Origin of the sequence: Pseudotabrizicola sp. (assembly GCF_030684215.1) — a bacterium.
Taxonomy (GTDB): domain Bacteria; phylum Pseudomonadota; class Alphaproteobacteria; order Rhodobacterales; family Rhodobacteraceae; genus Pseudotabrizicola.
Window position 1 is genome coordinate 19,167 of sequence record NZ_JAUXOV010000078.1, and the last position, 25,849, is coordinate 45,015.

At 62.8% G+C, this 25,849-nt stretch carries 23 protein-coding genes and 1 riboswitch; of the genes, 17 read left to right on the top strand and 6 right to left on the bottom strand.

Annotated elements, in window-relative coordinates; genetic code table 11:
• Positions 1 to 95: 95 nt before the first annotated feature.
• The 5 genes from Q8K08_RS21340 (at position 96) to Q8K08_RS21360 (ending at position 5,860) form a co-directional block, all read left to right on the top strand.
• Positions 96 to 1,001, top strand: coding sequence for a DMT family transporter (locus Q8K08_RS21340; RefSeq protein WP_305251649.1), 906 nt, complete (start codon positions 96 to 98; stop codon positions 999 to 1,001).
• Positions 1,002 to 1,003: 2 nt separating this feature from the next.
• Positions 1,004 to 1,615, top strand: a complete 612-nt coding sequence (locus Q8K08_RS21345) for an inner membrane-spanning protein YciB (protein ID WP_305251650.1) — start codon at positions 1,004 to 1,006, stop codon at positions 1,613 to 1,615.
• 117 nt (positions 1,616 to 1,732) lie between these two features.
• Positions 1,733 to 1,809, top strand: a riboswitch (SAM riboswitch).
• Positions 1,810 to 1,858: 49 nt separating this feature from the next.
• Positions 1,859 to 3,040: an O-succinylhomoserine sulfhydrylase gene (gene metZ / locus Q8K08_RS21350; RefSeq protein ID WP_304799826.1), complete on the top strand. Its 1,182-nt coding sequence runs from the start codon at positions 1,859 to 1,861 to the stop codon at positions 3,038 to 3,040.
• A gap of 184 nt (positions 3,041 to 3,224) precedes the next feature.
• Positions 3,225 to 4,313 carry a GTP cyclohydrolase FolE2 gene (gene folE2 / locus Q8K08_RS21355; protein ID WP_304799824.1) on the top strand — a complete coding sequence of 363 codons (1,089 nt, stop codon included), beginning with the start codon at positions 3,225 to 3,227 and terminating at the stop codon, positions 4,311 to 4,313.
• Positions 4,314 to 4,411: 98 nt separating this feature from the next.
• On the top strand, positions 4,412 to 5,860 hold the full coding sequence (locus tag Q8K08_RS21360) for a TrkH family potassium uptake protein (RefSeq protein WP_305251651.1): 1,449 nt from the start codon (positions 4,412 to 4,414) through the stop codon (positions 5,858 to 5,860).
• Between the two features lie 142 nt (positions 5,861 to 6,002).
• Here Q8K08_RS21360 and Q8K08_RS21365 read toward each other — a convergent pair whose 3' ends face one another.
• Positions 6,003 to 7,802 (bottom strand): serine protease, encoded by a 1,800-nt coding sequence (locus Q8K08_RS21365; protein ID WP_304799820.1) that lies wholly within the window; start codon positions 7,800 to 7,802, stop codon positions 6,003 to 6,005.
• Positions 7,803 to 7,997: 195 nt separating this feature from the next.
• On the opposite strand from Q8K08_RS21365, the gene Q8K08_RS21370 reads away from it, so the two are divergent.
• From Q8K08_RS21370 to glmM, 8 genes are all read left to right on the top strand, one after another.
• Entirely contained in the window at positions 7,998 to 8,966 is a 969-nt protein-coding gene (locus tag Q8K08_RS21370; RefSeq protein ID WP_305251652.1) for a glycine--tRNA ligase subunit alpha, read from the top strand.
• Positions 8,963 to 9,436 carry a DUF6446 family protein gene (locus Q8K08_RS21375; protein WP_304797553.1) on the top strand — a complete coding sequence of 158 codons (474 nt, stop codon included), beginning with the start codon at positions 8,963 to 8,965 and terminating at the stop codon, positions 9,434 to 9,436. The genes Q8K08_RS21370 and Q8K08_RS21375 overlap by 4 nt, the downstream gene beginning before the upstream one ends.
• A 4-nt stretch (positions 9,437 to 9,440) precedes the next feature.
• Entirely contained in the window at positions 9,441 to 11,636 is a 2,196-nt protein-coding gene (gene glyS / locus Q8K08_RS21380) for a glycine--tRNA ligase subunit beta (RefSeq protein ID WP_305251653.1), read from the top strand.
• A gap of 177 nt (positions 11,637 to 11,813) precedes the next feature.
• Positions 11,814 to 14,342: a pyruvate, phosphate dikinase gene (gene ppdK, locus Q8K08_RS21385; protein WP_305251678.1), complete on the top strand. Its 2,529-nt coding sequence runs from the start codon at positions 11,814 to 11,816 to the stop codon at positions 14,340 to 14,342.
• A gap of 218 nt (positions 14,343 to 14,560) precedes the next feature.
• Positions 14,561 to 15,250: a cell wall hydrolase gene (locus Q8K08_RS21390; RefSeq protein ID WP_304799665.1), complete on the top strand. Its 690-nt coding sequence runs from the start codon at positions 14,561 to 14,563 to the stop codon at positions 15,248 to 15,250.
• Between the two features lie 114 nt (positions 15,251 to 15,364).
• Positions 15,365 to 16,273, top strand: a complete 909-nt coding sequence (locus Q8K08_RS21395) for a dihydroneopterin aldolase (RefSeq protein ID WP_305251654.1) — start codon at positions 15,365 to 15,367, stop codon at positions 16,271 to 16,273.
• A 45-nt stretch (positions 16,274 to 16,318) separates the two neighbouring features.
• Entirely contained in the window at positions 16,319 to 17,341 is a 1,023-nt protein-coding gene (gene folP / locus Q8K08_RS21400; RefSeq protein ID WP_305251655.1) for a dihydropteroate synthase, read from the top strand.
• Positions 17,338 to 18,681: a phosphoglucosamine mutase gene (glmM, locus tag Q8K08_RS21405; protein WP_304802020.1), complete on the top strand. Its 1,344-nt coding sequence runs from the start codon at positions 17,338 to 17,340 to the stop codon at positions 18,679 to 18,681. The genes folP and glmM overlap by 4 nt, the downstream gene beginning before the upstream one ends.
• Before the next feature lie 17 nt (positions 18,682 to 18,698).
• Here glmM and Q8K08_RS21410 read toward each other — a convergent pair whose 3' ends face one another.
• Entirely contained in the window at positions 18,699 to 19,592 is an 894-nt protein-coding gene (locus tag Q8K08_RS21410; protein WP_305251656.1) for a DMT family transporter, read from the bottom strand.
• A gap of 158 nt (positions 19,593 to 19,750) precedes the next feature.
• Here Q8K08_RS21410 and Q8K08_RS21415 point away from each other — a divergent pair, with 158 nt between their 5' ends.
• Positions 19,751 to 19,972, top strand: coding sequence for a hypothetical protein (locus Q8K08_RS21415; protein ID WP_304801775.1), 222 nt, complete (start codon positions 19,751 to 19,753; stop codon positions 19,970 to 19,972).
• 80 nt (positions 19,973 to 20,052) lie between these two features.
• Here the strand turns inward: Q8K08_RS21415 and ilvC are convergent, their stop codons facing one another.
• Entirely contained in the window at positions 20,053 to 21,075 is a 1,023-nt protein-coding gene (ilvC, locus tag Q8K08_RS21420) for a ketol-acid reductoisomerase (RefSeq protein ID WP_304801771.1), read from the bottom strand.
• A 125-nt stretch (positions 21,076 to 21,200) separates the two neighbouring features.
• Here ilvC and Q8K08_RS21425 point away from each other — a divergent pair, with 125 nt between their 5' ends.
• The 3 genes from Q8K08_RS21425 (at position 21,201) to Q8K08_RS21435 (ending at position 23,374) form a co-directional block, all read left to right on the top strand.
• Positions 21,201 to 21,659 (top strand): Lrp/AsnC family transcriptional regulator, encoded by a 459-nt coding sequence (locus Q8K08_RS21425; protein ID WP_305251657.1) that lies wholly within the window; start codon positions 21,201 to 21,203, stop codon positions 21,657 to 21,659.
• Positions 21,656 to 22,114 carry an Lrp/AsnC family transcriptional regulator gene (locus tag Q8K08_RS21430; protein WP_305251659.1) on the top strand — a complete coding sequence of 153 codons (459 nt, stop codon included), beginning with the start codon at positions 21,656 to 21,658 and terminating at the stop codon, positions 22,112 to 22,114. Before Q8K08_RS21425 ends, Q8K08_RS21430 begins: the two co-directional genes overlap by 4 nt.
• A gap of 135 nt (positions 22,115 to 22,249) precedes the next feature.
• On the top strand, positions 22,250 to 23,374 hold the full coding sequence (locus Q8K08_RS21435; RefSeq protein ID WP_305251660.1) for an aminotransferase class V-fold PLP-dependent enzyme: 1,125 nt from the start codon (positions 22,250 to 22,252) through the stop codon (positions 23,372 to 23,374).
• A gap of 49 nt (positions 23,375 to 23,423) precedes the next feature.
• Here the strand turns inward: Q8K08_RS21435 and Q8K08_RS21440 are convergent, their stop codons facing one another.
• From Q8K08_RS21440 to Q8K08_RS21450, 3 genes are all read right to left on the bottom strand, one after another.
• A complete protein-coding gene (locus Q8K08_RS21440; RefSeq protein WP_305251661.1) occupies positions 23,424 to 24,626 on the bottom strand; it encodes a UbiH/UbiF family hydroxylase in 1,203 nt (400 codons plus the stop codon).
• Positions 24,627 to 24,693: 67 nt separating this feature from the next.
• A complete protein-coding gene (locus Q8K08_RS21445; protein WP_304797738.1) occupies positions 24,694 to 24,963 on the bottom strand; it encodes a hypothetical protein in 270 nt (89 codons plus the stop codon).
• 92 nt (positions 24,964 to 25,055) lie between these two features.
• On the bottom strand, positions 25,056 to 25,706 hold the full coding sequence (locus tag Q8K08_RS21450) for a pyrimidine 5'-nucleotidase (protein ID WP_304797740.1): 651 nt from the start codon (positions 25,704 to 25,706) through the stop codon (positions 25,056 to 25,058).
• Positions 25,707 to 25,849 lie beyond the last annotated feature (143 nt).

Genomic DNA, 25,849 nt, shown 5'->3' on the forward strand with positions numbered 1-25,849 from the left:
CACCGCGCCTTTTCATTTTCTGTTCTTAAATATCCCACGGGGGTCCGGGGGTGTGAAACCCCCGGCGGCCTGCCCCGAAAGCCCACGGTCAAAGCATGTCACACTGGCTCATCTCTCTCGAAGGCACCCCCGAAGGCGCCCGCCTCGCGCTGATCCTCGCGCTTACCTCGGCCTTTGCACATGCGATTTTCGGGGCTTTGCAGAAGGGCCGGCATGATCCGTGGGTCACGCGCGGGTCGATTGATCTGTGGATCGCGGTGTTCTCGGCGCCTGTGGCGTTGTTTGTGGTGCCTTGGCCGCAGGGGTTTGAATGGCTGGTGCTTTTGGGTGCGCTGGGCATTCATTTCGCCTATAAGCTGACGATGGCGCTTGCCTATGAGCGCGCAGCCTTCACCGTGGTCTATCCGGTGGTGCGCGGCACCGGGCCCTTGGCGACGCTGGCTTTTGCCGCGATTTTTCTGGGCGAGGGCTACGGCGCGCTGCAATGGCTGGGGGTGGCGATCTTGTCGGCATCGATTCTGGCGCTGGCGGCGTTGAACCTGCGCGGGGGGCTGGTGGCGCGCGGAGCGCTCAAGGCGGGGTTGGCCTGGGCCTTTGCGGGCGGGCTTCTGGTGGCGGTCTACACCACCTACGACGCCTGGGGCATTCGCTTGACCCCGGACCCGTTCACCTTTTTGGCATGGTTTTTCCTGATCACGGCCATCGACTTTCCGGCGCTGGTGGCGTACCGGCTGTGGTGCGGGATTGGTGCGCCGTTGCCGGCAGCGGGGCCGCTGATCTTGCGCGGGATGATCGGGGCGTTGATCGCCTTTGTCAGTTTTGGCGGGGTCATGCTGGCCACACGTCTGGGTAAAGTGGGTGAGGTTGCGGCTTTGCGCGAAACCTCTACGGTGTTTGCCGCAATCATCGGCTGGGCGATACTGGGCGAAAAAGTCGGGATCTGGCGTGCGGCTTTGATGGCAGTCGTGGCAGGCGGAGCAATCATGGTGCAAGCGGGGTAAAGATGGCAGAGCGCAAGATCAACGGTGTGTTGAAACAGGGTCTTGAACTGGGGCCAACGGTCGTATTTTTCCTGACCTATCTGAAAATCAAGGAAGACACGTTCACCGTTATGGGCACCGAGTATTCCGGGTTTATCATCGCGGCGCTGGTGTTTATCCCCATCCTTCTGGCAGCTATGGGGGTCTTGTGGTATCTGACCGGCGCGATCAGCCGGATGCAGGTGTTCACCGCATTCATGGTGATCTTTTTTGGCGGACTGACCGCCTGGTTCAACGATGAGCGGTTTTTTAAGATGAAGACCACCATCGTTTACAGCTGTCTGGCGGGGCTTTTGGGCATCGGTCTTTTGCGTGGGCAAAGCTGGCTGCAATATGTGATGGGCGAGGTGTTGCCGATGCAGACCGAGGGCTGGATGATCCTGACCCGGCGCTTGTGTCTTATGTTTGTGGGCCTTGCGCTGGCCAATGAATTCATCTGGCGCACCATGTCTACCGACGCCTGGGTCAAGCTGGAGACATTCGCCATGCCCGCGGCGCTGATGGCGTTCTTGTGGTGGCAGATTTTTGCCTTGCAGCGGTTCCTGATCGAGCCGGAGGATGATTCCAAAGCGTAGTGCCATGGGCGGGGTGAATGCGCTCCGCGCGGGAGTATTTAGAAAGCAGCAATGCATGGCTGCGCGGCAATTGCGGGCGGGCCGAAGGGCGTTGACCGGAGGCTGGCAAAGGCGTATGCCGCGTTTTGTGGTGCTTTGTTACCGGATTGCGGGCCACGTTAAACATTCCGCTAAAAGGTCTTGGGTTGAAACCCCGAAGCCTTTGCCGGTTTCGGGGTTTTATTTTTGCCGACAGGTGACGCAATGTCAGAGACTTGGAAAACGCGCACGAAACTGGTGCATGAGGGCAGCCGCCGCAGCCAGTATGGCGAGATGGCCGAAGCAATTTTCCTGACCCAAGGGTTTGTTTATCCCACCGCCGAGGCCGCCGAGGCGCGCTTTGTGCAGGCCGGGGCGGATGAGTTCATCTATGCCCGCTATGGCAACCCCACCACGCGGATGTTCGAAGAACGCATTGCAGCACTTGAGGGCACCGAGGATGCCTTTGCGACCGCCTCTGGCATGGCGGCGGTGTCGGGCGCACTGACGGCGATGTTGCGGGCGGGGGATCACGTGGTATCTGCCCGCGCGCTGTTCGGGTCTTGCCTGTATGTGCTGGAGGAGGTTCTGACCCGGTTTGGCGTGCACGTCACCTTTGTCGATGGGGCCGATCTGGACCAATGGCGCGCAGCGGTGACGCCGGGCACCAAGGCGGTGTTCTTCGAGTCGATGTCGAACCCGACGCTGGAGCTGGTCGATATCCGCGCTGTGTCAGAGATTGCCCATGCCGCGGGGGCTTTGGTGGTGGTCGACAACGTGTTCGCCACGCCGATTTTCTCGCGTGCGGTGGATCAGGGCGCCGATGTGATCGTGTATTCCACCACCAAACATATCGACGGGCAGGGCCGCGCGCTGGGTGGCGTGGTTTGTGGCACGACCGAGTTTATCCGCAAGACGCTGGAGCCGTATATGAAGCATACGGGGGGCAGCATGTCGCCGTTTACCAGTTGGATCATGCTGAACGGCATGGCCACGCTGGATTTACGGTGCCGCGCGATGGCGGAGTCGGCTTTGACGATCGCGACCGCGTTGCAGGGCCATCCCAAGCTGAGCCGGGTGATCTTTCCGGGATTGGAAAGTCATCCGCAACACGGTCTGTGCATGGATCAGATGGGGTCGGGCGGCACATTGGTAACGTTTGACATCGCGGCGGGCAAAGAGGCGGCGTTCCGATTTATGAACGCTTTGCAGATCACCAAGATTTCCAACAATCTGGGCGATGCCAAGACCATTGCGACACATCCGGCCACAACCACACACCAGCGCCTGCCGCAGGATCAGAAGGACGCGCTTGGCATCACGCCGGGGCTGATCCGGCTGTCTGTCGGGCTTGAGGATGCGGATGACCTGATCGCCGATCTGCTCGGCGCATTGGATGACGCCTGAGCCTTGTCTGGGCGGCCGCCCCCCCTATATCTGGGGTCGGCCCAAAGGTCTCCGCGCAAGGGCGGATGCAAAATCTGCATCATCTTCGCGCTGACCAATGATCCGGCGAAGGCTTGCCTTCGTATAACCTGTTGACATTGACGGCCTGGGTACTGCCCGGCCCGAACCGGAAGGACCGATCTTCATGAACATCCACACCCCCGAGATTGACCGCAAGCCAAGCCGCACCGAAGCCGAAGCGGCACTGGCCTTGCTGCGGCAATGGGCAACCAAATCATCGGATGACGAGATTGCCACGCTGGAACCGGTCGTGGGTTATCTGTTGCCGGATCAAGGCGCACCTGCGCTGAGCCGCATCTATCCGCTGGGGTTTGAGGTAACAGACGCCTACAAGGCCAGCCTGCCCGATCTGCAAAACGGGCCAAGCAGCCTGATCCGGGGCGCGAAGGCCCGGATTCAGCATGTGGGGATTTCCAATTTCCGTCTGCCGATCCGCTACAAGACCCGCGACGGCGCACCCGTGATGCTGGAAACCAGCGTGACCGGGACGGTCAGCCTTGAGGCCGACAAGAAGGGCATCAACATGAGCCGCATCATGCGGTCGTTCTATGCCCATGCCGACAGCACTTTTGGTTTTGCGGTGATTGAGGCGGCGCTCGATGACTACAAGGCCGATCTGGGCAGCTATGACGCACGCATTCAGTTGCGCTTTTCCTATCCGGTAAAGGTGCAGTCGCTGCGCTCGGGCCTGTCGGGCTGGCAGTACTACGATGTGGCGTTTGAGCTGGTCGAGGCGGCCGGCGTGCGCAAAAAGATCGTGCATCTGGATTATGTGTATTCCAGCACTTGCCCGTGTAGCCTGGAACTGTCGGAACATGCCCGGTCGGTGCGTGGGCAGTTGGCGACGCCGCATTCGCAGCGCTCTGTCGCGCGCATTTCCGTTGAGGTGCTGGATGATCAGCTGTCAGTTGAAGATCTGATCGAGGCCGCACGGGCAGGGGTCGTGACAGAAACCCAGGTCATGGTAAAACGTGAGGATGAACAGGCATTCGCCGAGCTGAACGCCGCCAATCCGATTTTTGTCGAAGACGCTGCCCGTTCGTTCTGTGCGGTGTTGATGCGTGACCCGCGGATCGGTGATTTCCGGGTTCTGGCCAGCCATCAGGAAAGCCTGCACAGCCATGATGCGGTCAGCCTGCTGACCGAAGGCCCGACATTCGCGCAAGACAGCCTTGACCCGCGCCTGTTCCAGACGCTGTTCCATATCGGCTAGCCGCGCGCGGCGCAGGTTGTGGCTTTGGCGTCGTTGCCAAGTCCGCTTCGCGGCACACCCGATTGACTTGGACGCAGGGCTTCGCCAAGGCTCACGGCATGATTGATGTGCGACCCGTGACCTATGTGATCGGCCTTCTGGTGGCAGCCATGGGGATATTCATGCTGTTCCCGCTGGCGCTTGATCACGCGGCAGGCAATCCGAACTGGCGGGCGTTTCTGCAGGCATCTGTCCTGTGCCTTGTGGCCGGGGGGGCTACCGCGCTGGCCTCGGCAAATGGCGCGGGCGGTGGAATGACATTGCAGCAGATCTTTTTGCTGACCACCGGGGTCTGGGTCGCCATGCCCGCCTTTGGCGCCTTGCCGCTGATTCTGGGTGCGCCCGGTCTTCCCGTTATTGATGCCTTGTTCGAGTCGGTATCGGGCATGACCACAACCGGCACGACGGTGATCGTTGGCATTGACGCGCTGCCTTTGGGGGCGAACCTGTGGCGCGGTATCCTGCAATGGCTGGGCGGGCTTGGCATCGTGATCGTGGCGCTTCTGTTCCTGCCGGTGATGAAGGTTGGCGGGATGCAGTTCTTCCGCTCCGAAGGGTTCGACACGCTGGGTAAGGTCTTGCCGCGCGCGCTCGATATCTCGTCGGCGCTGATCCAGATCTATGTCTGGCTGACAGTCGCCTGTGCGATGACCTATTTCGCCTTGGGGATGAGCGGCTTTGACGCGGTGATGCATGCGCTGACCACAGTGTCGACCGGGGGCATGTCCAGCCATGACGCGTCGTTTGGTGTGTTTCAGGGGCCGCTGGAATATGCGGCGGTGGTGTTCATGGTGCTGGGCAGCTTGCCCTTCATCCGCTTTGTGCAGCTTGCCCAAGGCGTGTTTCAGCCGCTCTGGCGCGACCCGCAGGTGCGGGCCTATCTGCGCTGGAACCTTTATGCGGTGCTGGCTGTAGCCGGCTATGAGGTGCTTACCCATGATATGCCCGCAAGTCTTGTGCTGCGCGAAACCACCTTCAACATTGTCTCGACCTTTTCCGGCACCGGGTTTTCCAGTGTGGATATGTCGGCCTGGGGTCCGTTCCCCTTTGTTGTCCTGATCATCGTCGGGCTGATCGGCGGCTGCACCTCCTCGACCGGATGTTCGGTCAAGGTGTTCCGCTACCTGATCCTGTTTGAAGCGATCAAGGTCCAGATCAAGCGCCTGCATAACCCGTCGTCGGTCAACCCGCTGCGCTATGACGGGCGCACGGTAACGCAGGATGTGGTAGATTCGGTGATCGTGTTTTTCACGCTGTTCATCCTGACCTTTGGCGTGCTGGCGGTGGCTCTTTCGCTGACCGGGCTGGAGTTCAAGACCGCCGTGACCGCCGCATGGACCAGTATTGCCAATGTCGGCCCCGTCTTCGGGCGCGAGGTGGGCAGCACCGGCGCGGTCCACGGCTTTCCCGACAGCGCTAAATCGCTGATGATGGCGGGCATGCTGGTCGGGCGGCTGGAACTGCTGTCGGTCTACGTTTTGTTTATGCGCCGCTTCTGGCAAAACTGACCCCAGACCTGATCGCCCGCCCCGCCACCGGTTTATTTTCTGTTCAAAAATATCCCGGGGGGAGTCGCAACGCGACGGGGGGCTGGCCCCCCGGCACCGCTTGACCGGGGCGCCAAAGCTTCAGGTCAGTCGGCGCGCTTGCTCACTCCCAGCAGCTGACCAGCACGGTCATGCCGGTTGCCTTGCGGGTCAGATCTTCCGGCGCGAGGGCGCCGTTGGCCTTGGCATCAACCGCAGCAATGCCTTGCGTGCCCAGCACCTGCGCCAAAACTGTCCCGGAGGCGACAAACTCGACTCCACCCGGCAGCACGCGTGCGGGATCGCGCGCGCGCGGCAACAGCAGTCCCAGCACCGCGCCTGTGCCATCCAGCACCGGCCCACCTGCATCGCCGGGCAGGGTGCTGATGCCAAGCCGCTTCACGCCGGTTTCACCGTTCAGCCCCTGAACATCCTCCAGCACCCCAAAGGTGATGACCGGGGCGGGCAAGCTGTCGCCATAGGAATAGCCCGCGACCGCAACTTCGGACCCGATCCGGTCGGTTGCCGTCTGGAATCCCGCGACCGCAGGTGGTGCAAGCGGGGTGTTCGGGGTCAGAAGCGCAATGCCGGTGGCGGTGTCTGTATGGGTCACCTGTGCCTCGGTCACACCATCCAGAGTGATCCGACCGCAGTGCGCGACCGCCTCTGCGGTGGTCAGCACGCGGCCCGAGGTGTCGACGTAAAACCCCGATCCCGTGCTTTTGGGGCGGCGCAGCTCCAGCCCGGCCAACAGGCCGCGGCGGGTGGCGTCGGTCATTGGCACCATGCCGGGGTCCAGCGCGCGGTTGCCCACAGCGCGGAAGCTGGTCTTCATCTGGCCCAGCACACGGGCGGCCTGATCGGCCTGATCCGGGGGCCAGACCAGAATATAGCCCTTGACCAGCCCGGCTCGCGTTTCGGCAAAGGCATAGCTTTGGGTGCTGGCGGACGCGCCGTTGATCTCGAACGACCGCTCAGTGCGGCTGCGCTCACCCGTCGTCGGAATGATCGTCAGGGTTTGCAGAATGTCATACAGCCCATATAGGGCGGCCCGGTCACCGGGTTGCGAGATCAAAATCACCTTCATCCCGCCTTCAGTCTTTGGCGTGTAATGCACGAAGGGCGGCTCGTAATGGTCAAACTGCACAAGGCCAATGGGCAGGGTGATCTCAATGCCGGATTCGGTTTCAGACACCGTCTCAAACCCGTATTCCGCCACATCCAGCCGCCAGTTGGTCACCAGAGTATCGCGCTGGCGCGTGGTCAGAACGCCGGTCGGCTCCAGCCCCATTGCTGTCTGATACGCCGCCATCGAATTGCGGGTGCCGGGGCCAAAGGCTCCGTCGATGCCTGCGGTGTAAAACCCATCCCATTGGAGGGCGCGTTGCAGCTCTTGGCGTTCCTCAAGGGTCAACGCCGCCTCGGCCGCGCGGGCTTGAGCCGGGGTTTCCTCGGCCACGATGGTTTCGGGTTCCGCGATCAGCGCTTCGGGTGAGGCAGATTCCGGCACGACCTCGGCGCTGACCTCTGGCTCCAGCGGAGCCACATCAACCGGGGCGTCCGGGGCAAGGGGTGTGGCGAGTGGTGCGGCTTGCGGCGCACCGACCGGCCAGAACTGCTCGCGGAAATTGGTGCCATCCGATACATAGCTGTCGCGCGGGATCAGGTTTTCGCGCCGCAGGTCCGCCAGACGTTCAGCGGCCTCGTCCGGGCTGTAGGGACCAAGGGCAATGCCATACCAGCGCGACCCCAGACGATAGCCCACCACATCGGGAAAGGCTGCCGCATAGGCACTTGCGCGCACTTCGGCTTCGGCCAGCGTGGGTTGCGCCTCGACCTGCACCCAGGATTGTTGTTGCGCGGCGGCCATGCCGGCCCAAAGCATCACCGCAGTCATCCCTATCCCAAGTATCGCGCGCAGCATTCCGTTCTGTTCCCTTCGATTCCCACTCGCCGCCTGTCGGGCGACGCACCTTTAAGACCAGCGGAAAGACGCCCGCCCGTTCGCGTCACGCGCACTGCCCCCGCAAAGGCGCGGCGGCGCATTGACCCTGACCTGCCTCTTGCCTATGACAGCCGGGCATTTCAAGGCTTTTACGCGCCACCGGGGGTCAACATCATGTCAGACATGCCGCTTACAGGTGCTTCGCCTAGCGCAATCACCGCGCCACGCTCGTTCCAAGAGATTATCCTGCGGCTTCAGTCTTATTGGGCGGCCAAGGGCTGCGCGATATTGCAACCCTATGACATGGAGGTTGGTGCAGGTACCTTTCACCCGGCCACCACCCTGCGCAGCCTTGGCACCAAGCCTTGGGCCGCCGCCTATGTGCAGCCCTCACGCCGCCCGACCGACGGCCGTTACGGCGAAAACCCGAACCGCTTGCAGCATTATTACCAGTATCAGGTGATCATCAAACCAAGCCCGCCCGATCTGCAAGACCTGTATCTTGGCAGCTTGCGCGCCATCGGGCTGGACCCGGCTCTCCACGACATCCGCTTTGTCGAGGATGATTGGGAAAGCCCGACACTGGGCGCCTGGGGGCTGGGCTGGGAGGTGTGGTGCGACGGGATGGAGGTCAGCCAGTTCACCTATTTCCAGCAGGTCGGCGGCCATGATTGCCGCCCCGTCTCGGGCGAGCTGACATACGGTCTGGAACGTCTGGCCATGTATGTGCTGGGCGTTGACCATGTGATGACCATGCCGTTCAACGACCCTGCCAGCCCCATTCCGTTGACCTATGGCGACATCTTCCGCCAGACCGAGGAAGAATACAGCCGCCACAACTTTGACGGCGCAGATACCGCGCAGCTTCTGCGCCACTTTGAGGATGCCGAGGCCGAGTGCGACCGCCTGCTGGGCTTCCCGCCCGAAGACCCAAAGACCGGAAAGCGCATCATCATGGCGCATCCGGCCTATGACCAGACCATCAAGGCCAGTCACCTGTTCAACCTGCTGGACGCGCGCGGCGTGATCTCTGTCACCGAACGGCAGGCCTACATCGGGCGGGTGCGCGCCTTGGCCAAGAAATGCGCCGACGCCTTCCGTCAGACCGAAGCCGGGGCCGATGCCGAAGGTGTGAGCGCATGAACGGCAAGATAGCAGCGGGGGCAATCGTGATTTCAGCAGCAGTGGCGGGCGTGGCGATCTGGTATTTGCAGGTCTATGCCTTTTACGAACCCGTCAGTTTCACGCCGGGGCAGGAAATCACCCTGACCACCATTGAATCGGGCCAGCCCGAGCCGATTTTAGCCGAAGACATCACTGGCATTGACGCAGACAGCAGCCCCCTGCGGTTCCGCGCCTGTTTCACCACGCCGCTGACCTTTGGGATGCTGTCGGAAACCTACGTCGCTTATGACGGGGCCGAACCGCTGGTCGCCCCCGGCTGGTTCGACTGTTTTGACGCGGTTGCCATCGGCACTGCGCTGGAACGCGGCGAGGCGCTTGCCTTTCTGTCGCAATCCTCGGTCCATACCGATGTCGACCGTGTGGTCGCCGTCTTTCCCGATGGCCGGGCCTTTGCCTGGCATCAGTTGAACCCCGCCGCCAAGGATTGATCTTATGCCCGATCTGCTGATCGAACTGTTTTCCGAGGAAATCCCGGCCCGGATGCAGGCCCGCGCCCGCGCGGATCTGCAAAAGCTGGTGACCGATGGTCTGGTCGAGGCGGGGCTGACCTATGCCTCGGCGGCCGCGTTCTCGACCCCGCGTCGCCTGACGCTGGCGATCGAAGGGCTGACGGCTGAGTCGCGCCCCGTGCGCGAAGAGCGCAAAGGCCCCAACACCTCTGCGCCCGCGCAGGCGGTGGAGGGCTTCCTGCGCTCGACCGGGCTTTCGCTGGAGCAGTTGGAAAAGCGCGCCGACAAAAAGGGCGAGGTCTACTTTGCGGTGATCGAACGCCCCGGTCGTCGCGCGCCCGAGATTATTGCCGACGTGCTGGACGCCACCATCCGCAATTTTCCCTGGCCCAAGTCGATGCGTTGGGGCAGCGGGTCTTTGCGTTGGGTGCGCCCGCTGCATTCCATCCTGTGCCTGCTGTCGGATGAAGGCGGCGCCGAAGTGGTGCCTCTGTCCGTCGATGGCATCGCATCGGGCAACACCACACGCGGCCACCGTTTCCTGTCACCGGGGGTGTTTTCGGTAACGAATTTCGACGATTACGCGGCAAAGCTAAAGCGCGCGCATGTGGTGCTGGACTCTGCCGAACGCGAAGCCGCGATCTGGCACGACGCCCAGACCCTTGCCTTTGCAGCCGGGCTGGAGGTTGTCGAAGACCGCGCTTTGCTGACCGAAGTGGCGGGTCTGGTCGAATGGCCGGTGCCGCTGATGGGCCGCATCGGCGATGATTTCCTTGGCCTGCCGCCAGAGGTTTTGCAGACCTCCATGCGCGAACACCAGAAGTTCTTCTCGGTCAAAAACCCGAAGACCGGCCGGATTGAGGGCTTTGTGACCGTCGCCAACACGATCACCGCCGATCATGGTGCGACGATCCTGAAGGGCAACCAGAAGGTGCTGGCAGCGCGGCTGTCGGATGCGAAGTTCTTCTGGGAAAATGACCTGCGCGTGGCGAAATCCGGCATGGCAGAATGGGCCGACGGGTTGAAAATGGCAGAATGGGCCGACGGGTTGAAAGCGGTGACCTTCCATAACAAACTGGGCTCGCAATCCGACCGCATCGCCCGCATCGCGGCCCTTGCCCGCGAAATCGCGCCGATGGTCGGGGCGGACCCCGATCTGGCGGAACGCGCGGCCCGTCTGGCAAAGCTGGACCTGCGCAGCGCGATGGTCGGCGAATTCCCCGAACTCCAAGGCCTGATGGGCATGTATTACGCCCGCGCGGCTGGAGAGCCGGACGCGGTCGCCAATGCCGCACGCGACCACTATTCGCCGCTGGGGCCATCCGACGCCGTGCCCACCGACCCGGTTTCCGTCGCGGTGGCCTTGGCCGACAAGATCGACACGCTGACCGGCTTCTGGGCGATTGACGAAAAGCCCACGGGGTCAAAAGACCCGTTTGCACTGCGCCGGGCGGCGCTGGGGGTTATTCGGTTGGTGTTGGGGAATGGGGCGAGCACCGAGATTTCGACAAAACTAATCACCCATCTTGATATCGTATTAAGCGACATCGCGATGACAGCACGCCGACAAGCGCAGCAGTCGGGTGGTGACTTCATGGTCGCCATAGGTCAGGCTTTGAAAGAAGTCGACGGAATACAGGTTCCGGTGACTATTTTGGATCTCCTCGCCTTCCTCCACGACCGCCTGAAAGTCTTCCTCAAAGATCAGGGCATCCGCCACGACGTGATCGACGCCTGCCTCGCCATGCCCGGCAATGACGACCTGCCCCTGCTTGTCAAGCGCGCCACCGCCCTGCAAGCCACCCTGCAAACCGAAGACGGCGCCAACCTCGTCGCGGGCTTCAAGCGCGCCAACAATATCCTGACCCAAGCCGAACAAAAGGACGGCGTCGAATATTCCTACGGTGCCGACCCTAAATTCGCCGAAACCGACGAGGAACGCGCGCTGTTCGCAGCCCTCGACCACGCCGATGCGCTCATCGCCCCCGCGATGAAAACCGAAGACTTCGCCACCGCCATGCAAGCGATGGCGACCTTGCGCGCGCCCATTGACGCCTTCTTCACCGCAACGCAAATCAACACCGACAACCAGATCGTGCGCCGCAACCGCCTGAACCTGCTGCACCGTATCCGCACCATCTGCCTGTCGGTCGCAGACCTCACCAAACTCGACGGCTGACATTTTCTGTTTACAAATATCCTCAGGGGGTGAGGAGCGATAGCTCCGAGGGGGGGCGAGCCCCCCCTTTTCCACATCTGCCCCTGCGCGCAACCGCCTGCTTGCCTGACCCCAGAATCGGTGTAGTGTCTGCGCAGAAGAAGGAATGCCGCAGTGCAGAAACTCGATGCCGCCCCCATGACCGATCCGCTGGTCGCATTTGCCGAAGTCACGCCCTCGGCGCGCATTGATGTCGTGGCGCATGGCTGGCGAGCAAAGTGCTTGCAGCGGCTGGTGCGGCTGGATCTGCCGGTGCCGCAGACGGTTGCTTTGTCGGCCCTGACCGTCCGGGCGATTGCCGCGGGCACATTGGTGGATTGCCCTGCTATTTTGGCGCATTTCGGCACGGCGCCGCTGATCTCGGTCCGGCCCAGCCCGGAAAACCCCGATTGGGGTGGGCCTGCGACGGTGCTCAACATCGGGCTGAATGCGGAACGCCACCGCGCGCTTGCCACCCGCCATGGCCAGCAGGCCGCCGATGCCATCTATCTGCGCTTTGTCCAGTCATACGCCACCCATGTCGCCCGTCTGGACCCCGATATGTTCGCCGCCACCGCGCCCTCGCCCGAGGCGGTTGCGGCGGCGCTAAAGGTCTATGAGACCGAAATGGATGAGGAATTTCCGCAAGATCCCGCTCGGCAACTGTCCGAGGTGTTGCGCTCGATGGCCCGCGCATGGGAGGGCACAACGGCGCGGCTTTTGCGTCAGGCCAAGGGCGCGCCCGTTGATGCGCCGCTGGGTCTGGTGGTGCAGGCGATGGCACAGGGGCTGGGGCAAGGGATTTCCGGCTCTGGCGTGGTGCAATTCGTCGATCCGGTGACCGGAGAGCAGCAGATCACCGGGCGCTATCTGGGGCAGGGGCAGGGACGCGATGTGCTCAAGGCGGCGCAGGCGATGTTCCTGACCCGTGATGCGCGCGGCTCCTCATTAGAGGACATCGCACCGGAACTGGTGGCGGACCTCGTGCGCTATGGTGCCGCGTGCCGCGCCCGTCTGCGCGAAGAAATGCAGATTGAATTCACCATTGAAGATGGCCGTCTGGCGGTTCTCGATGCGGTCAAGGTGCAACGCTCGGCCCGGGCGGGCTTGCGGATTGCAGTCGCAATGGCCGAAGATGGCGTGATTCCGCGCGAAGAGGCGGTGTTGCGGGTGGAACCGCGCGCGTTGTCCGAACTGTTGCACCCGCAGGTCGATCCGCGCGGGCTGCGTGATGTGATCGCGCGCGGCATTGCCGCAAGCCCCGGCGCTGCAGTGGGGCGGATCGTGTTTTCCAGCCATGCCGCACAGGCCAGCGCGGCGCGGGGCGAGGCGTGTATTCTGGTGCGGCGCGAAACCGCGCCCGAGGATATCCGTGGCATGCATTCTTCGGCCGGGGTGCTGACCGAGCGCGGCGGGGTCACCAGCCATGCCGCGGTGATCGCGCGGGGCTTGGGCCTGCCTTGCGTGGTGGGCGCCGATCTGCGGCTGGATGCGCGCGACAAGCGCATTCACGCCAGCGGCCGCAGCTTTGGCGAAGGCGATGTGATCACGGTGGATGGCACCACGGGACAGGTGCTGGCCGGGTCGGTCGATATGCTGGCCCCGGCACTGGACAGCCATTTTCAGACCTTGCTGGGCTGGGCGGATGAGTTTCGCGATATCGGCGTGCGCGCCAATGCCGACACGCCTGCCGATGCCGCCACCGCGCGCCAGTTTGCCGCACAGGGCATTGGTCTGTGCCGCACCGAGCATATGTTCTTTGAGGAAAACCGTCTGGTCGCCATGCGCGAGATGATCTTTGCCGATACCTCGCAAGATCGCGCGGCATCTTTGGCGCGGTTGTTGCCGATGCAGCGGGCCGATTTTGTGCAATTATTTGAAATCATGTCGGGATTGCCGGTGTGCATCCGTCTGTTCGACCCGCCCTTGCACGAATTTTTGCCCCATAGCCGTGAAGGTTTGCGTGAATTGGCCGAGGCGCTGGACAAGCCCTTGTCCGAAGTCACGCGCCGCGCCGAGGCGTTGACCGAGTTCAACCCGATGCTGGGCATGCGCGGCGTGCGCTTGGGCGTTGTTCTGCCCGAGATCTATGACATGCAGGCGCAGGCGATCTTTGAGGCCACGGTCGAGGTGGCGCGGCGTGGCGCTGCTGTCGTGCCGGAAATCATGATCCCGCTGGTGAGCGCTCGGCGCGAGGTTGAACTGGTGAAAACCCGCGTCGACGCGGTCGCGGCGGCGGTTCGGGTCAAGGCCGGGATGGACTTTGATTACAAGCTGGGGGTGATGGTGGAAACCCCGCGCGCCGCGCTGCGGGCCGGCGAGATCGCGCAGCACGCGGCGTTTTTGTCGTTCGGTACCAACGACCTGACCCAGATGACCTATGGTCTGTCACGCGATGATGCCGGGCGGTTCATGAACACCTATGTGCAACAGGGCGTTTTCCCTGAAGATCCGTTCCACATTCTGGATGTGGACGGGGTGGGAGAGCTGTTGTTGATCGGGGCGGACCGGGGGCGGAAAACACGGCCTGATCTGACCGTTTCGATTTGTGGCGAGCATGGCGGCAACCCCGAATCAATCGCGTTTTGTCGAAAGGCGGGGTTCGATTACGTGTCTTGTTCACCGTATCGTGTTCCACTGGCGCGTTTGGCGGCGGCCCATCTGGCGTTGAGGGATCGTTGTGAATAACTCGAATTTCGACACAATATCATGTGTCTGAGCGGCTTTGTTCATCCGGTTTGTTAAAATATGCGCAAGTTTCCGCCGACTTGAGCCTGAATAGCGTTGCATTTTTGTCGCACCTCTGGACTCCGCCCCTTTGCCTGCTTTAAGCCCGGCGGCTGTTGCACGAACCCGTTCCTTTTCGTGGCCCGTGCAGCGTAGGCAACAGAACGGAACACGAGACAATGCGCTTGCGACAAATCATGGCCTCGGCTGCGGTGGCAGTCTGTGCCACGGGTGGAGCGGCCTTCGCCGAGGTGACGGTGAGCCAGTCCAACAGTCCAGAACTGGGCATGGCTGAACAGATGGCCTCTCTTATGGGGGCAGAACATGCGACGGTTGGGGCGGTACCTCAGGAACGTCTTGCGACCCTAGCAGCGGGTCCGAAAAAGCAAAAGCCGGGTGCCGTGGTCAAGGCGGTCGCGCCTGCCCAGCCCGTGCTGATCCGCTATGAAGACAGTTTTCTGGCATCCCAGCCTGCGCCAAAAGGCGATGCGCAATGGCAATGCCTGCAATCGGCCCTGTATTTCGAGGCGCGGGGCGAAAGCCTGAAAGGTCAGTTTGCGGTGGCCGAAGTTATTCTGAACCGTGTGGACAGCCGCGAATACCCCAATTCGGTCTGCGGTGTCGTCAAGCAGGGAGGCAACCGTGGCTGCCAGTTCAGCTATGTCTGCGACGGCAACAGCGATGTGATGCGCGACCGTCAGGCCGCCGATACGGCGGGCCGGATTGCTGCGGTCATGCTGAGCGGCGCGCCGCGCGGTCTGACGGCCGGGGCCACGCATTTCCATACCCGCGCTGTAAACCCCCGTTGGGCACGCCAGTTTCCGCGCACTGCTGCGATTGGCGCACATCTGTTTTACCGCCAGCCCTAAGCCCGCCCTAAGTCCGCGTGTCGCAGGGCTTGCGCCCGGTGTCGGCTTTGGGCATTCGGTTTCGGGGGCGGGCTGTAGCCTGCCCCTGAATGTTTTGCGGGCCAAGGGGGCCAGATGACCAGCGATATTCGCCTAGCCTTTGCCCACCCGGAAGAACGCAGCCACGCCTCGGCCAGTGCCGATCCGCGTGATCGGATCAGTTTGCGCGACCATGTGGTCGAGGTGGATATCGGCGCTTTTCAGCAAGAACGCGGCCACAAGCAGCGGGTGATGTTCAATGTGGTGGTCGAAGTGGCGCCCATAACGGCGCCGCTGAATGATGATGTGGACCGGATCCTGTCCTATGACCGGATCACATGGGCCATCGCGCACGAGCTGGCGGCGGAACGGCTGAACCTTTTGGAAACCCTTGCCGAACGGGTGGCAGAGCGCATTCTGGCCGAACCGCAGGCCATGCGCGCCTTTGTGCGGATCGAAAAGCTGGACGTTGGACCTTATAAGCTTGGGGTCGAGATTGTGCGCAGCCGTGCCGAGGTGCCATTGCGCGTTGTGGGGCAGGATGGGATGGAAGCGGCGGTGCATCCGCTGGTCGTGCATCTGGACAATGCTGCAATCGGCGGTGCGGGTCTGACCGCGCGTCTGGATGCGTTGCTGGCGCGTGGCGCTCCGTTGATTTTGACGGTGGGTCTGCCGGACGGCCCGCGCCCGCAGACCGGGCACAAGCCGACGCAGCGCCGTGTGGATCTGCTGGCGATCGAGCAAAACGCATGGACCCTTGCGGCGCGTGATCCGCGCTGTGTGGTGGTGGCGACGCGCACCGAAATTGACTGGGCGATCAAGCGCGGGCAATCGGTGGTCTGGGCCCCGTCCAAAATGGTGCTGGATGCGGTGGATGGGCCTAAAACCGCAGACGCAGTTGCCCTGGCGCTGTGGTTGGCCGAGGAAATGGCGGCGCTGGGGCTGGTTGTTCACGGGAATGTTGCACTTCCGGCGGGAAGCCGCGTTCCGGTGGAACAGGGCTAAGCGATCCGCTTGCCAAAGCTCGGCAATGGGGCCTAATCCGGGCGCATGACATATATACGCCCGATCCCCTTGCATGATGTCGCCCGCCCCACCGATGCCGTGGTGCTGGCCGGTGGCTGGTGCCGCTTTACCCATCTGGAAATTCTGGAGCGAGGCCGTGCGCCCGTGGTGGTGCCCGCGTCCGAGGCTTCGCCCAGCCTTTTGTCGCCCCTTATGGCGCCGCGCGCCGATTTTGCCGGGCTTGCGATGGACAGCCCCCGGTTGATGGGCATTCTGAACGTGACCCCGGACAGCTTTTCGGACGGCGGGCTGTTTTTGAAGCCCGAGGCCGCGATGATGCAGGCCCGCGCTATGGCAGCGCAGGCCGATATTCTGGACGTGGGCGGTGAAAGCACCCGCCCTGGTGCCGCCGAGGTGACGGCAGACGAGGAAACCGCCCGCACCGCCCCGGTGATTGCCGCGATGCGCGCGGCGGGAATTGACCGGGCCGTGTCGATTGACACCCGCAAGGCGGCAGTGGCGCAAGCCGCGCTGAACGCAGGGGCGGGGATCGTGAACGACGTGACCGCCTTGCAGTTTGATCCGGCGATGGCGGGTCTGGTTGCTGATGCGGGCGTGCCCGTCATCCTGATGCATTCGCTGGCCACGCCAGCCACCATGCAGGACAACCCGGTCTACGAGGATGTGCTGCTGGATGTTTACGACGCGTTGGCCGCCCGTGTGGCAATGGCCGAGGCCGCGGGCATCGACCGCAGGCGCATCGCTATTGACCCCGGTATCGGCTTTGGCAAGACGCTGGCGCATAATCTTGCGCTGCTGGCGCGGCTGAGCCTGTTTCATTCGCTTGGCCTGCCGTTGCTGCTGGGGGCAAGCCGCAAGCGGTTTATCGGCACGCTGACGGGCGAGGATGAGGCCGCCCGCCGGATGCCGGGCAGCATTGCTGTGGCGCTTGCGGGCGTGGCGCAGGGTGTGCAGATGATCCGGGTGCATGATGTGCGCGATACGCGGGCCGCGCTGACACTTTGGCAGGCCGCAACACAACACGAAGAAAAAGGGGAAAACCCATGATACGAAAACTGTTTGGCACCGATGGCGTGCGGGGCCGCGCCAATACCCATCCGATGACCGCGGAAATGGCGCTGAAACTGGGAGCTGCGGCGGGGCGGTTTTTTCGTCGTGACGGCGGATCGGCGCATCGGGTTGTGATCGGAAAGGACACCCGGCTTTCGGGTTATATGCTGGAAAACGCGCTGACGGCGGGATTGACCAGCACGGGCATGAATGTGCTGCTGCTGGGTCCGGTGCCGACACCAGCGGTCGGGTTTTTGACGCGCAGCATGCGGGCTGACGTGGGGGTGATGATTTCCGCGAGCCACAATCCGCATCAGGACAACGGTATCAAGTTCTTCGGGCCTGACGGGTTCAAGCTGTCCGATGAGGCAGAGGCCGAGATCGAAGCCATCGTTGCAGGGGAAATTCAGCTGGCGCAGGCGCAAAACATTGGCCGCGCGCGCCGGATCGAGGATGGCCGGGGGCGCTATCAGGAATTCGTCAAGACCACGTTTCCCGCCGGCGTCCGGCTGGACGGGCTGAAAGTGGTGATCGACTGCGCCAACGGGGCGGCTTACAAAGCCGCGCCCGAGGTGCTGTGGGAACTGGGTGCGACTGTGGTTCCGGTGGGCGTGTCACCCAACGGCACCAATATCAATGACCGTTGTGGCAGCACCCACACCCAGACCGCCGCCGAGGCGGTGGTCGCGCATGGGGCGGATGTGGGCATCTGTCTGGACGGCGATGCCGACCGGGTGATGATTCTGGACCAGACGGGCCGGGTGGCTGATGGCGATCAGATCATGGCGCTGATGGCGTCCCGCTGGGCCGAGGAAGGCAAACTGCGCGGTGGCGCTTTGGTGGCCACGGTCATGTCAAACCTTGGGCTTGAGCGGTTTTTGACTGGGCGCGGCATCGGGCTGGAGCGTACAGCGGTGGGTGACCGCTACGTGGTCGAACGGATGCGGGCGGGCGGGTTCAACCTTGGCGGAGAGCAGTCGGGGCATATCGTGATGACCGATTATGCCACCACAGGCGACGGTTTGATCGCGGGCTTGCAGTTTCTGTCCGAGATGGCGCGCACGGGTAACCCTGCCAGTGCCTTGGTGCAGCAGTTCGACACCGTGCCGCAGATGCTGAAAAACGTACGCTTTGCCGCTGGGAAAGCACCTCTGGAACACGCGTCGGTCAAGGCGGTGATTGCCGCCAACACCGCCCGGATTGAGGGCAAGGGCCGCATTCTTATCCGCAAATCCGGCACCGAACCCCTGATCCGGGTGATGGCGGAGTGCGAGGATGAGGGGATGCTGCATCAGGTCGTTGATGAAATCGTGGGCGCGGTCGAGGCGGTGGTCTGATCACCGCACCCTTGTCATCACCGGGGCTTGGCCCGCCCGCTCTGGCTGATGGCAAGGCCGGCCAAAATAAGGACCAGCGCTGCAAAAAAGGTGCTGGGTAGGGCTTCGGCCAGAAGCACCACGCCAAAGCCCATTGACCACAGGGGCACCTGATAATTGGTCAGGGTCATGAAGCCTGACCCTGCGCTGCGGATCACGGTCACGCGCAACAACGCGGCCAGTGCGGTTGGCACCAGCCCAAGGAAAAGGATGGCAAGGCCGGGCTTGGTGCCTGCCCAGCCCGGCACGCCTTCAACCAGCAGCATGGCCGGGATCAGCACGGCTGCACCGACGATCAGCGTGGCTGCGGCCAGTGCCACCGGGTCGACTGGCGGGCAGCGGCGGGTCAGGATCGACGATACCGCATAAGACAATGCGGCGCACAGGCAGGCCAGCCGCGCAAGGGTGGCTGCGTCGCCCTGAAACGCTAAAGGGCCAAGCAGCGCCAGCACCCCGGCAAAGCCAAGCGCAAAGCCGGTCGCTTTGCGGCGGGTCAGCGGCTCGTCTGAAAAGGCATGTGCAAGGGGCAGCACGAACAGCGGCACAGCGGCCATCGACAGCCCGGCAAAGGCCGATGGCACCGACTGCTGGCCCCAAGACAGCAGGAAAAACGGCAGCGCGGTGGATGTCAGGCCAATCGGCACCGCGCTGCGCCAGACGGCGGGCGATGTGGGCAAGCGCCGCCCGGTCAGACGCAATAGCCCAAGGACCGAAACCGCGCCCAGCGTGGTGCGGGCGCAGGCAACGGTCACCGGGCCATAGCCGCGCAGGGCAAAGGAAATGACCACAAAGGTGCCGCCCCAGATCAGGCCGAGGGCAAAGATGGACAGCCAGTCTGATCGGGTGGGTGTGGGGGGGGCGGGTGAGATCATGGGCGGCGGTGTAGCGGGTGGCGCTGCGCTGCGCCAGAGGCTGCAATACACGCGGGCGCGGAACCAAAACCGCGCAGCGGGCGTTGGCAGGACAGACCCATGACAGCCCGCCGCGCTATGCTTTCCGACGCGACGGCCAACCCGAAAGGAAGCCCACCATGTCTGGTGCCATTGTTCCGTTTCTGTCGTTGCTGACGCTGCTTGCTGTTGCCACCTTTGCGCTGATCAGCAAAGCGCGCGTTGAAGAGCGTCGCCACGATCCCTACGCGCCCAAATCAACGCTGGCCAAGGATGGTCCGCAGGGCGGCGTGGCGTTCCTGATGCCTTTGGGCGCGCGTATGCAGCACATGCCAGACCGCGTGAAGCCATTTCGGGTGTGATCCGACCCGATCAACGAATGCCCGATCAATGAAAAAAGCCGGGGAGGATCCCCGGCTTTTGACTGGTTGATGGGGGCTGCTTAGTTGCGGGCCTTGTCCACCATCTTGCCCTTGGAGATCCAAGGCATCATGTCGCGCAGCTTTTTGCCGACCAGTTCGATCTGGTGCTCGTCGTTCGAGCGGCGCGAAGCCTTGATCGTCGGCTGGCCAACGGCGTTTTCAAGCATGAAGTCGCGCACGAATTTGCCGGACTGAATATCGGACAGCACAGCTTTCATGCGGGCCTTGGTCTCGTCATACGGCAGGATGCGCGGGCCGGAAACATACTGGCCGTATTCTGCCGTGTTCGAGATCGAGTAATCCATGTTGGCGATGCCGCCTTCATAGATCAGGTCGACGATCAGTTTGACTTCGTGCAGGCACTCGAAATAGGCCATTTCGGGCTCGTAGCCAGCTTCTACCAGCGTCTCAAAGCCCATGCGGATCAATTCGACCAGACCGCCACACAGCACGGCCTGTTCACCGAACAGGTCGGTTTCGCATTCCTGACGGAAGTTGGTCTCGATGATGCCGGAACGGCCGCCACCGATGCCCGAGCAATAGGACAGGCCGATTTCCATGGCTTTGCCGGTGGCGTCGTTATGCACGGCGACAAGACAAGGCACGCCGCCGCCCTTGGTGTATTCGCCGCGAACGGTGTGGCCGGGGCCTTTGGGCGCCATCATGAGGATGTCGACGCCGGGCTTTGGCTCGATCAGGCCGAAGTGGATGTTCAGGCCATGGGCGAAGGCAATCGCAGCGCCTTCGCGGATGTTGTCGTGGACGTATTTGCGGTAGGTCTCGGCCTGCAATTCGTCGGGCATGGTGAACATGATCAGGTCAGCCCAGGCAGCGGCTTCGGCAATGCCCATCACCTTGAGGCCTTCGCCTTCGGCCTTCTTGGCCGATGGCGAGCCATCGCGCAGGGCAACGACAAGGTTTTTCGCGCCCGAATCGCGCAGGTTCAGCGCGTGAGCGTGGCCCTGAGAACCGTAGCCGAGGATCGCGACCTTTTTGTCTTTGATCAGGTTGATGTCGCAGTCACGGTCATAATACACGCGCATGGCGTCTCTCCTTTGATTGATGGGGGCAGGATAGGGGTTTTGAGGCGTTACGCCGTGCATTGTTTGACGAATTTTCAGTAACATGCGAAAGATCATTCTTATAATTGATTATTGGTGAAAAAATCATGCAGTTGGATGAGGCGGATCGGCGGATCTTGCGGCACTATCTGGCCGAGCCTGCGGTGGATCGGGCGGTTCTGGCCGACCGCGCAGGGGTGACGCCTGCGACGCTGTGGCGGCGGCTGGAACGCCTGCGAGCGGGAGGGGTGATCCGGGCTGAGGGGGCGGTGATCGACTGGGCGGCGCTGGGGTACGGGGTGGAAGTCTCGCTGCGTTTCACGCTCGACAAAACCAACAGCCGCGCCTTTGACGAGTTTATCGAGGCCGCGCGCGAGGTGCCGGAGGTGGTCACGATCGAGACCTTTCTTGGCCGGGTTGATGTGCGTCTGACGGTGATTGCCCGCGATATGGCGCAGTATCAGGAAACCTACCGCCGTCGCATCCTGACCCTGCCGCATATCGCAGAATTGGAGGCGCTGATGTTGATTGCGACGATCAAGGACGCAGGGGGGCTGCCGCTGTGATTGATCTGGACGATCAGGACAGGGCGATGCTGCGTGCGTTGTCGCTGGATGCGGGGCTGTCTGCGGGGGAGTTGGGGCGGCGGTTCGGACTGTCGCAGCCCGCCGCATGGCGCCGGGTGAAGCGGCTGGAAGATGCCGGCGTGCTGGCAGGGCGACGGGTGGAGGTGGACCGCGCCGCCCTCGGTTTTGGCGTGACGGTGTTTCTGGGCGTGAAGCTGGCCACACGCGGCCGGGTACCACTGGAGGATTTCGAGCGCGCAGTGACCGCCATCCCCGAAGTGCAGGTGGTGCAGCATGTGCTGGGCCTGTTTGATTACAGGTTGCGGGTCGTGGCGCGCGACATTGCCGATTTTGAGCGGGTGTTGCGGCGGCGGATCATGACCTTGCCCGGCGTGGGCAACGTTGAGGCCAACGTGCTTTTGACCGAAGAGCGCAGACCGGGACCGTTGGGATAGGGGCTGGCCGGGCAAGGGGGGCTTTGCCCCCCTCGGCTTCGCCTCACCCCCCAGGATATTTTTGAACAGAAAATGGTGTGGGGGCGTGCTTTTTGTTTTGGCTCGCCTATGGTTGGGACAAAGAGGAGAGAGATCATGGCTGGATTGCTTGGTGACGTGGACCCGGATGGGTTGGAGGAGTTTTCGGTGGTGTTCACCGATCGCAGTCTGAACCACATGTCAGCGCGGTTTCAGGCGGTGATGCGCGATGTGTCGGGCATGCTGCGCGCGGTTTACAAGGGCAGTGCAGTGGCGCTGGTGCCGGGGGGGGGCACCTATGCCATGGAGGCAGTGGCGCGCCAGTTCGGGCAGGGTAAGGTTCTGGTCGTGCGCAATGGCTGGTTCTCTTATCGCTGGAGCCAGATTTTTGACGCGGGCGGTTTCGCGCAGGATGTCAGCGTGGTGATGGCGAGACAAACCGGGAACGACCCCCGCGCGCCCTATGCGCCGCCCCCGGTCGAGGAGGTGTGTGCCAAAATCCGTGAGACGGCGCCGCAAGCAGTGTTTGCGCCCCATGTCGAGACCAGCGCCGGGATTATCCTGCCTGATGACTACATCGCGAAAGTGGCCGAAGCCGCGCATGAGGTGGGCGCGCTGATGGTGCTCGATTGCATCGCGAGCGGCTGCATCTGGGTGGATATGGTCGCTTTGGGGGTGGATTTGGTGATCTCGGCCCCGCAAAAGGGCTGGTCAGCCTCACCCTCGGCTGGGGTGGTGGTGATGTCGCCCTTGGCCGAGGCGCGGCTGGCGGAGACCACCTCGAACAGCTTTGCCGTTGATCTGAAGAAATGGCGGGCGATGATGGCGGCGTATGAGGCGGGCGGGCATGCCTATCATGCCACCATGCCCACCGATGCCATTCAGGGCTTTCGCGATGCGATGCTGGAGACGCAGGCGATGGGATTTGAGGCGGCCAAGGCGGCGCAATGGGAGTTGGGTCGCGCGGTGCGGGCGCTTTTGGTGGCCAAGGGCGCGCGGTCAGTCGCGGCCGAAGGGTTTCAGGCGCCGGGCGTGGTGGTGAGCTATACCGATGACCCCTCGGTACAGAACGGTGCCAAGTTCCGCGAGCAGGGCTTGCAGATTGCCGCCGGGGTGCCGTTGCAAGTGGGTGAGGGTGAGGCGTTCAAGACCTTCCGCATCGGGCTGTTTGGCCTCGACAAGCTCAAGGACGTGCCGGGCACCGTGACGCGGCTGGAGCGCGCGGTGGAAGCGGTGCTGTAGCGCAATGCCAAGGGCGTGTTGGCTGTGTAAAGATGCCACGCAACACGCCCTAGCGGACGCCAAGCCCTGCTTTCATCAGCGTTTTGCGCACGGGGGCTGTGGAATACAGCGCGTTCAGCGCGCCTGCCCGCAGGTCGCGCAAGGGCTGCGCCCCCATCATCGACGCGCGGTTCAGCGCGTCTATTCCGGTGACGCGGGCCTGCACATCAAGGTGGCGCTTGCGGTGATAGGCATCAAGCATCTTGGCCGACCCGATGTCATCTGGTGCGGCCTGCGCCAGATCCAGAAGCGCTGTCAGATCGGCGAGACTCATATTTAACCCCTGCGCGCCGATGGGAGGCACCACATGGGCGGCCTCGGCGATCAGGGCGCAACGCTCGCCCGCCATACGCTCGGCGATCTGCGAAATGATCGGCCAGATCGTCAGGCGGCTGGCAAGGGTCAGCGGGCCAAGGATCTGGCACGAGCGGGTGTTCATCTCGGCCTCGAACGCGGCCACCGGCAGGGCTTGCAGGCGCGCCACTTCTGGCCCGGACTCCATCCAGACCACGGCAGAGCGGGGCATCCCATCACGGTCTGGCAGCGGCACCAGCGTGAACGGGCCGCCCGTGCGGTGAATTTCGGTCGAGACGTTTTCATGTGGCACCGGATGCGTCACGGCAAAGGCAAGCGCCTTTTGCCCATAGCGCAGGGTTTTGACCGGAATGCCAAGCGCTTGCCGGGTCAGCGAATTGCGGCCATCGGCTGCGATCACCATGCGGGCACGGATCTGCGCGCCGTCAGATAGGGTGACCAGCGCCTCGCCGGTACGGGTCATCAGGCGGGTTGTGGAAATGCCGGGGCGGAAATCGACATTCGGCAATTCGGCCAGACGCGCCACCATTTCGCGGCGCAACAGCCAGTTCGGCAGGTTCCAGCCAAAAGGCCGGTCGCTGATATCAGCGGCGTTGAAATCCTTGGTCAGACGCGGTTCGGCCACCTCGCCCCCTGCGTCGATGATCCGCATCACCTGCAAGGCAGCGGCATAGGGTTCCAGCCGCGCCCAAAGCCCCGCAGCCTGCAAAACCGGGATCGACGGATGCAGGAATGCGGTTGTGCGCAGATCGGCCCCAGCTTCGGTGTCAGAGGAGACCGGCGGGGTGGGATCAACGCAGATCACCCTGAACCCGGCAGTGCCAAAGGCAGCCGCCGCCGTCAGCCCGGCAACTCCGCCGCCAGAGATCACAATATCGGTCTGAATCTTTTGAGTCATTGCACGCTCCTGTCAGCCGGGAAGATAGGCCAAGCGCAGGCGAAGTCGAAGCGACAAAGCGCCCCGGTCAGCGTTTTGGCTTGGATCTGCCGGGCCAGCTGATGACCACGAAAAACAAGAACATCAGAGGCACAAGCGCAATGGCTGTCAGCGTGAAAACCACAGGGCCCCAAAGGCGAAACGCCAGAACCTCCAGCGTGACCACGATCACCAGCAGATAGAACAGGTTATTCACATCCTGCCCGACCTCGCGCGCGATGCGGCCAACGACCGGTGTGCGATACAAAAGGCGCTGGCCAAGTGGCAGGGTCGTCGCGTGGGGGGTGGTCTGGGTCATCGGCATCTGCTCCGCTCTGTGAGAACCAGACATAAGGATAGCACGCCGCACCTGCCACGCGCGAAATGACGCATCTTCGATAGAGGTTTGTCTCAGATTTGCGTCAGCCGCGCCAGAAAGCCGGACAGGTCTTCGGCATGATGATGAATATGCGGGGCTGGTTCCGCCTCAGGCGCAATGTGGATGGTGCGCAGGCCCATGGCATGCGGCACGGCCAGATTGCGCGGGTCATCCTCAAACATGGCAGCACTTGTGGGGGTCAGCCCGTCAAGACGAAAGACCGTCTCAAACGCGGCGGCCTCTGGCTTGGGCAGATAGCCCGCATGTTCCACGCCATAGACCGCATCAAACAGCCCCGACAGCCCGCGTGCCGCCAGTACCTTTTGCGCATAGGGGGCATCGCCATTGGTATAGATGATCCGACGACCGGGCAGGGCGGCGATGCGGTCGGCCAGTTGTGGATCAGCCTCCAGCACCGAAAAGTCGATGTCATGCACATCGGCCAGATACCCCACTGGATCAATGGCGTGTTCCCGCATCAGCCCGGCAAGCGTGGTGCCGTAAAGCTGCCAGTAGTGCCCGCGCAGGTGGTTGGCGCGGGCGTGGTCCACCCCCAGCTCGCGCATGACCCAGGCCGTCATCCGCTGCTCGATCTGGTCAAACAGCCGCATCCGGGGCGGATAAAGCGTGTTGTCCAGATCAAAGACCCAAGTGTCGATGTGCGAAAAGCTGTGGTGTATCATGTCACCCACTTAACCCGATGCCACCCCCCCGGACAAGACCGCGCGCCCATGGCGATTGCTGCTTTCAAAATACTCCCGCCGGAGGCGTCCGGTCTGTCCGCCGGGTACGTGGCTATGGTTCTTGCCAAAGACCAAGGCAGGGC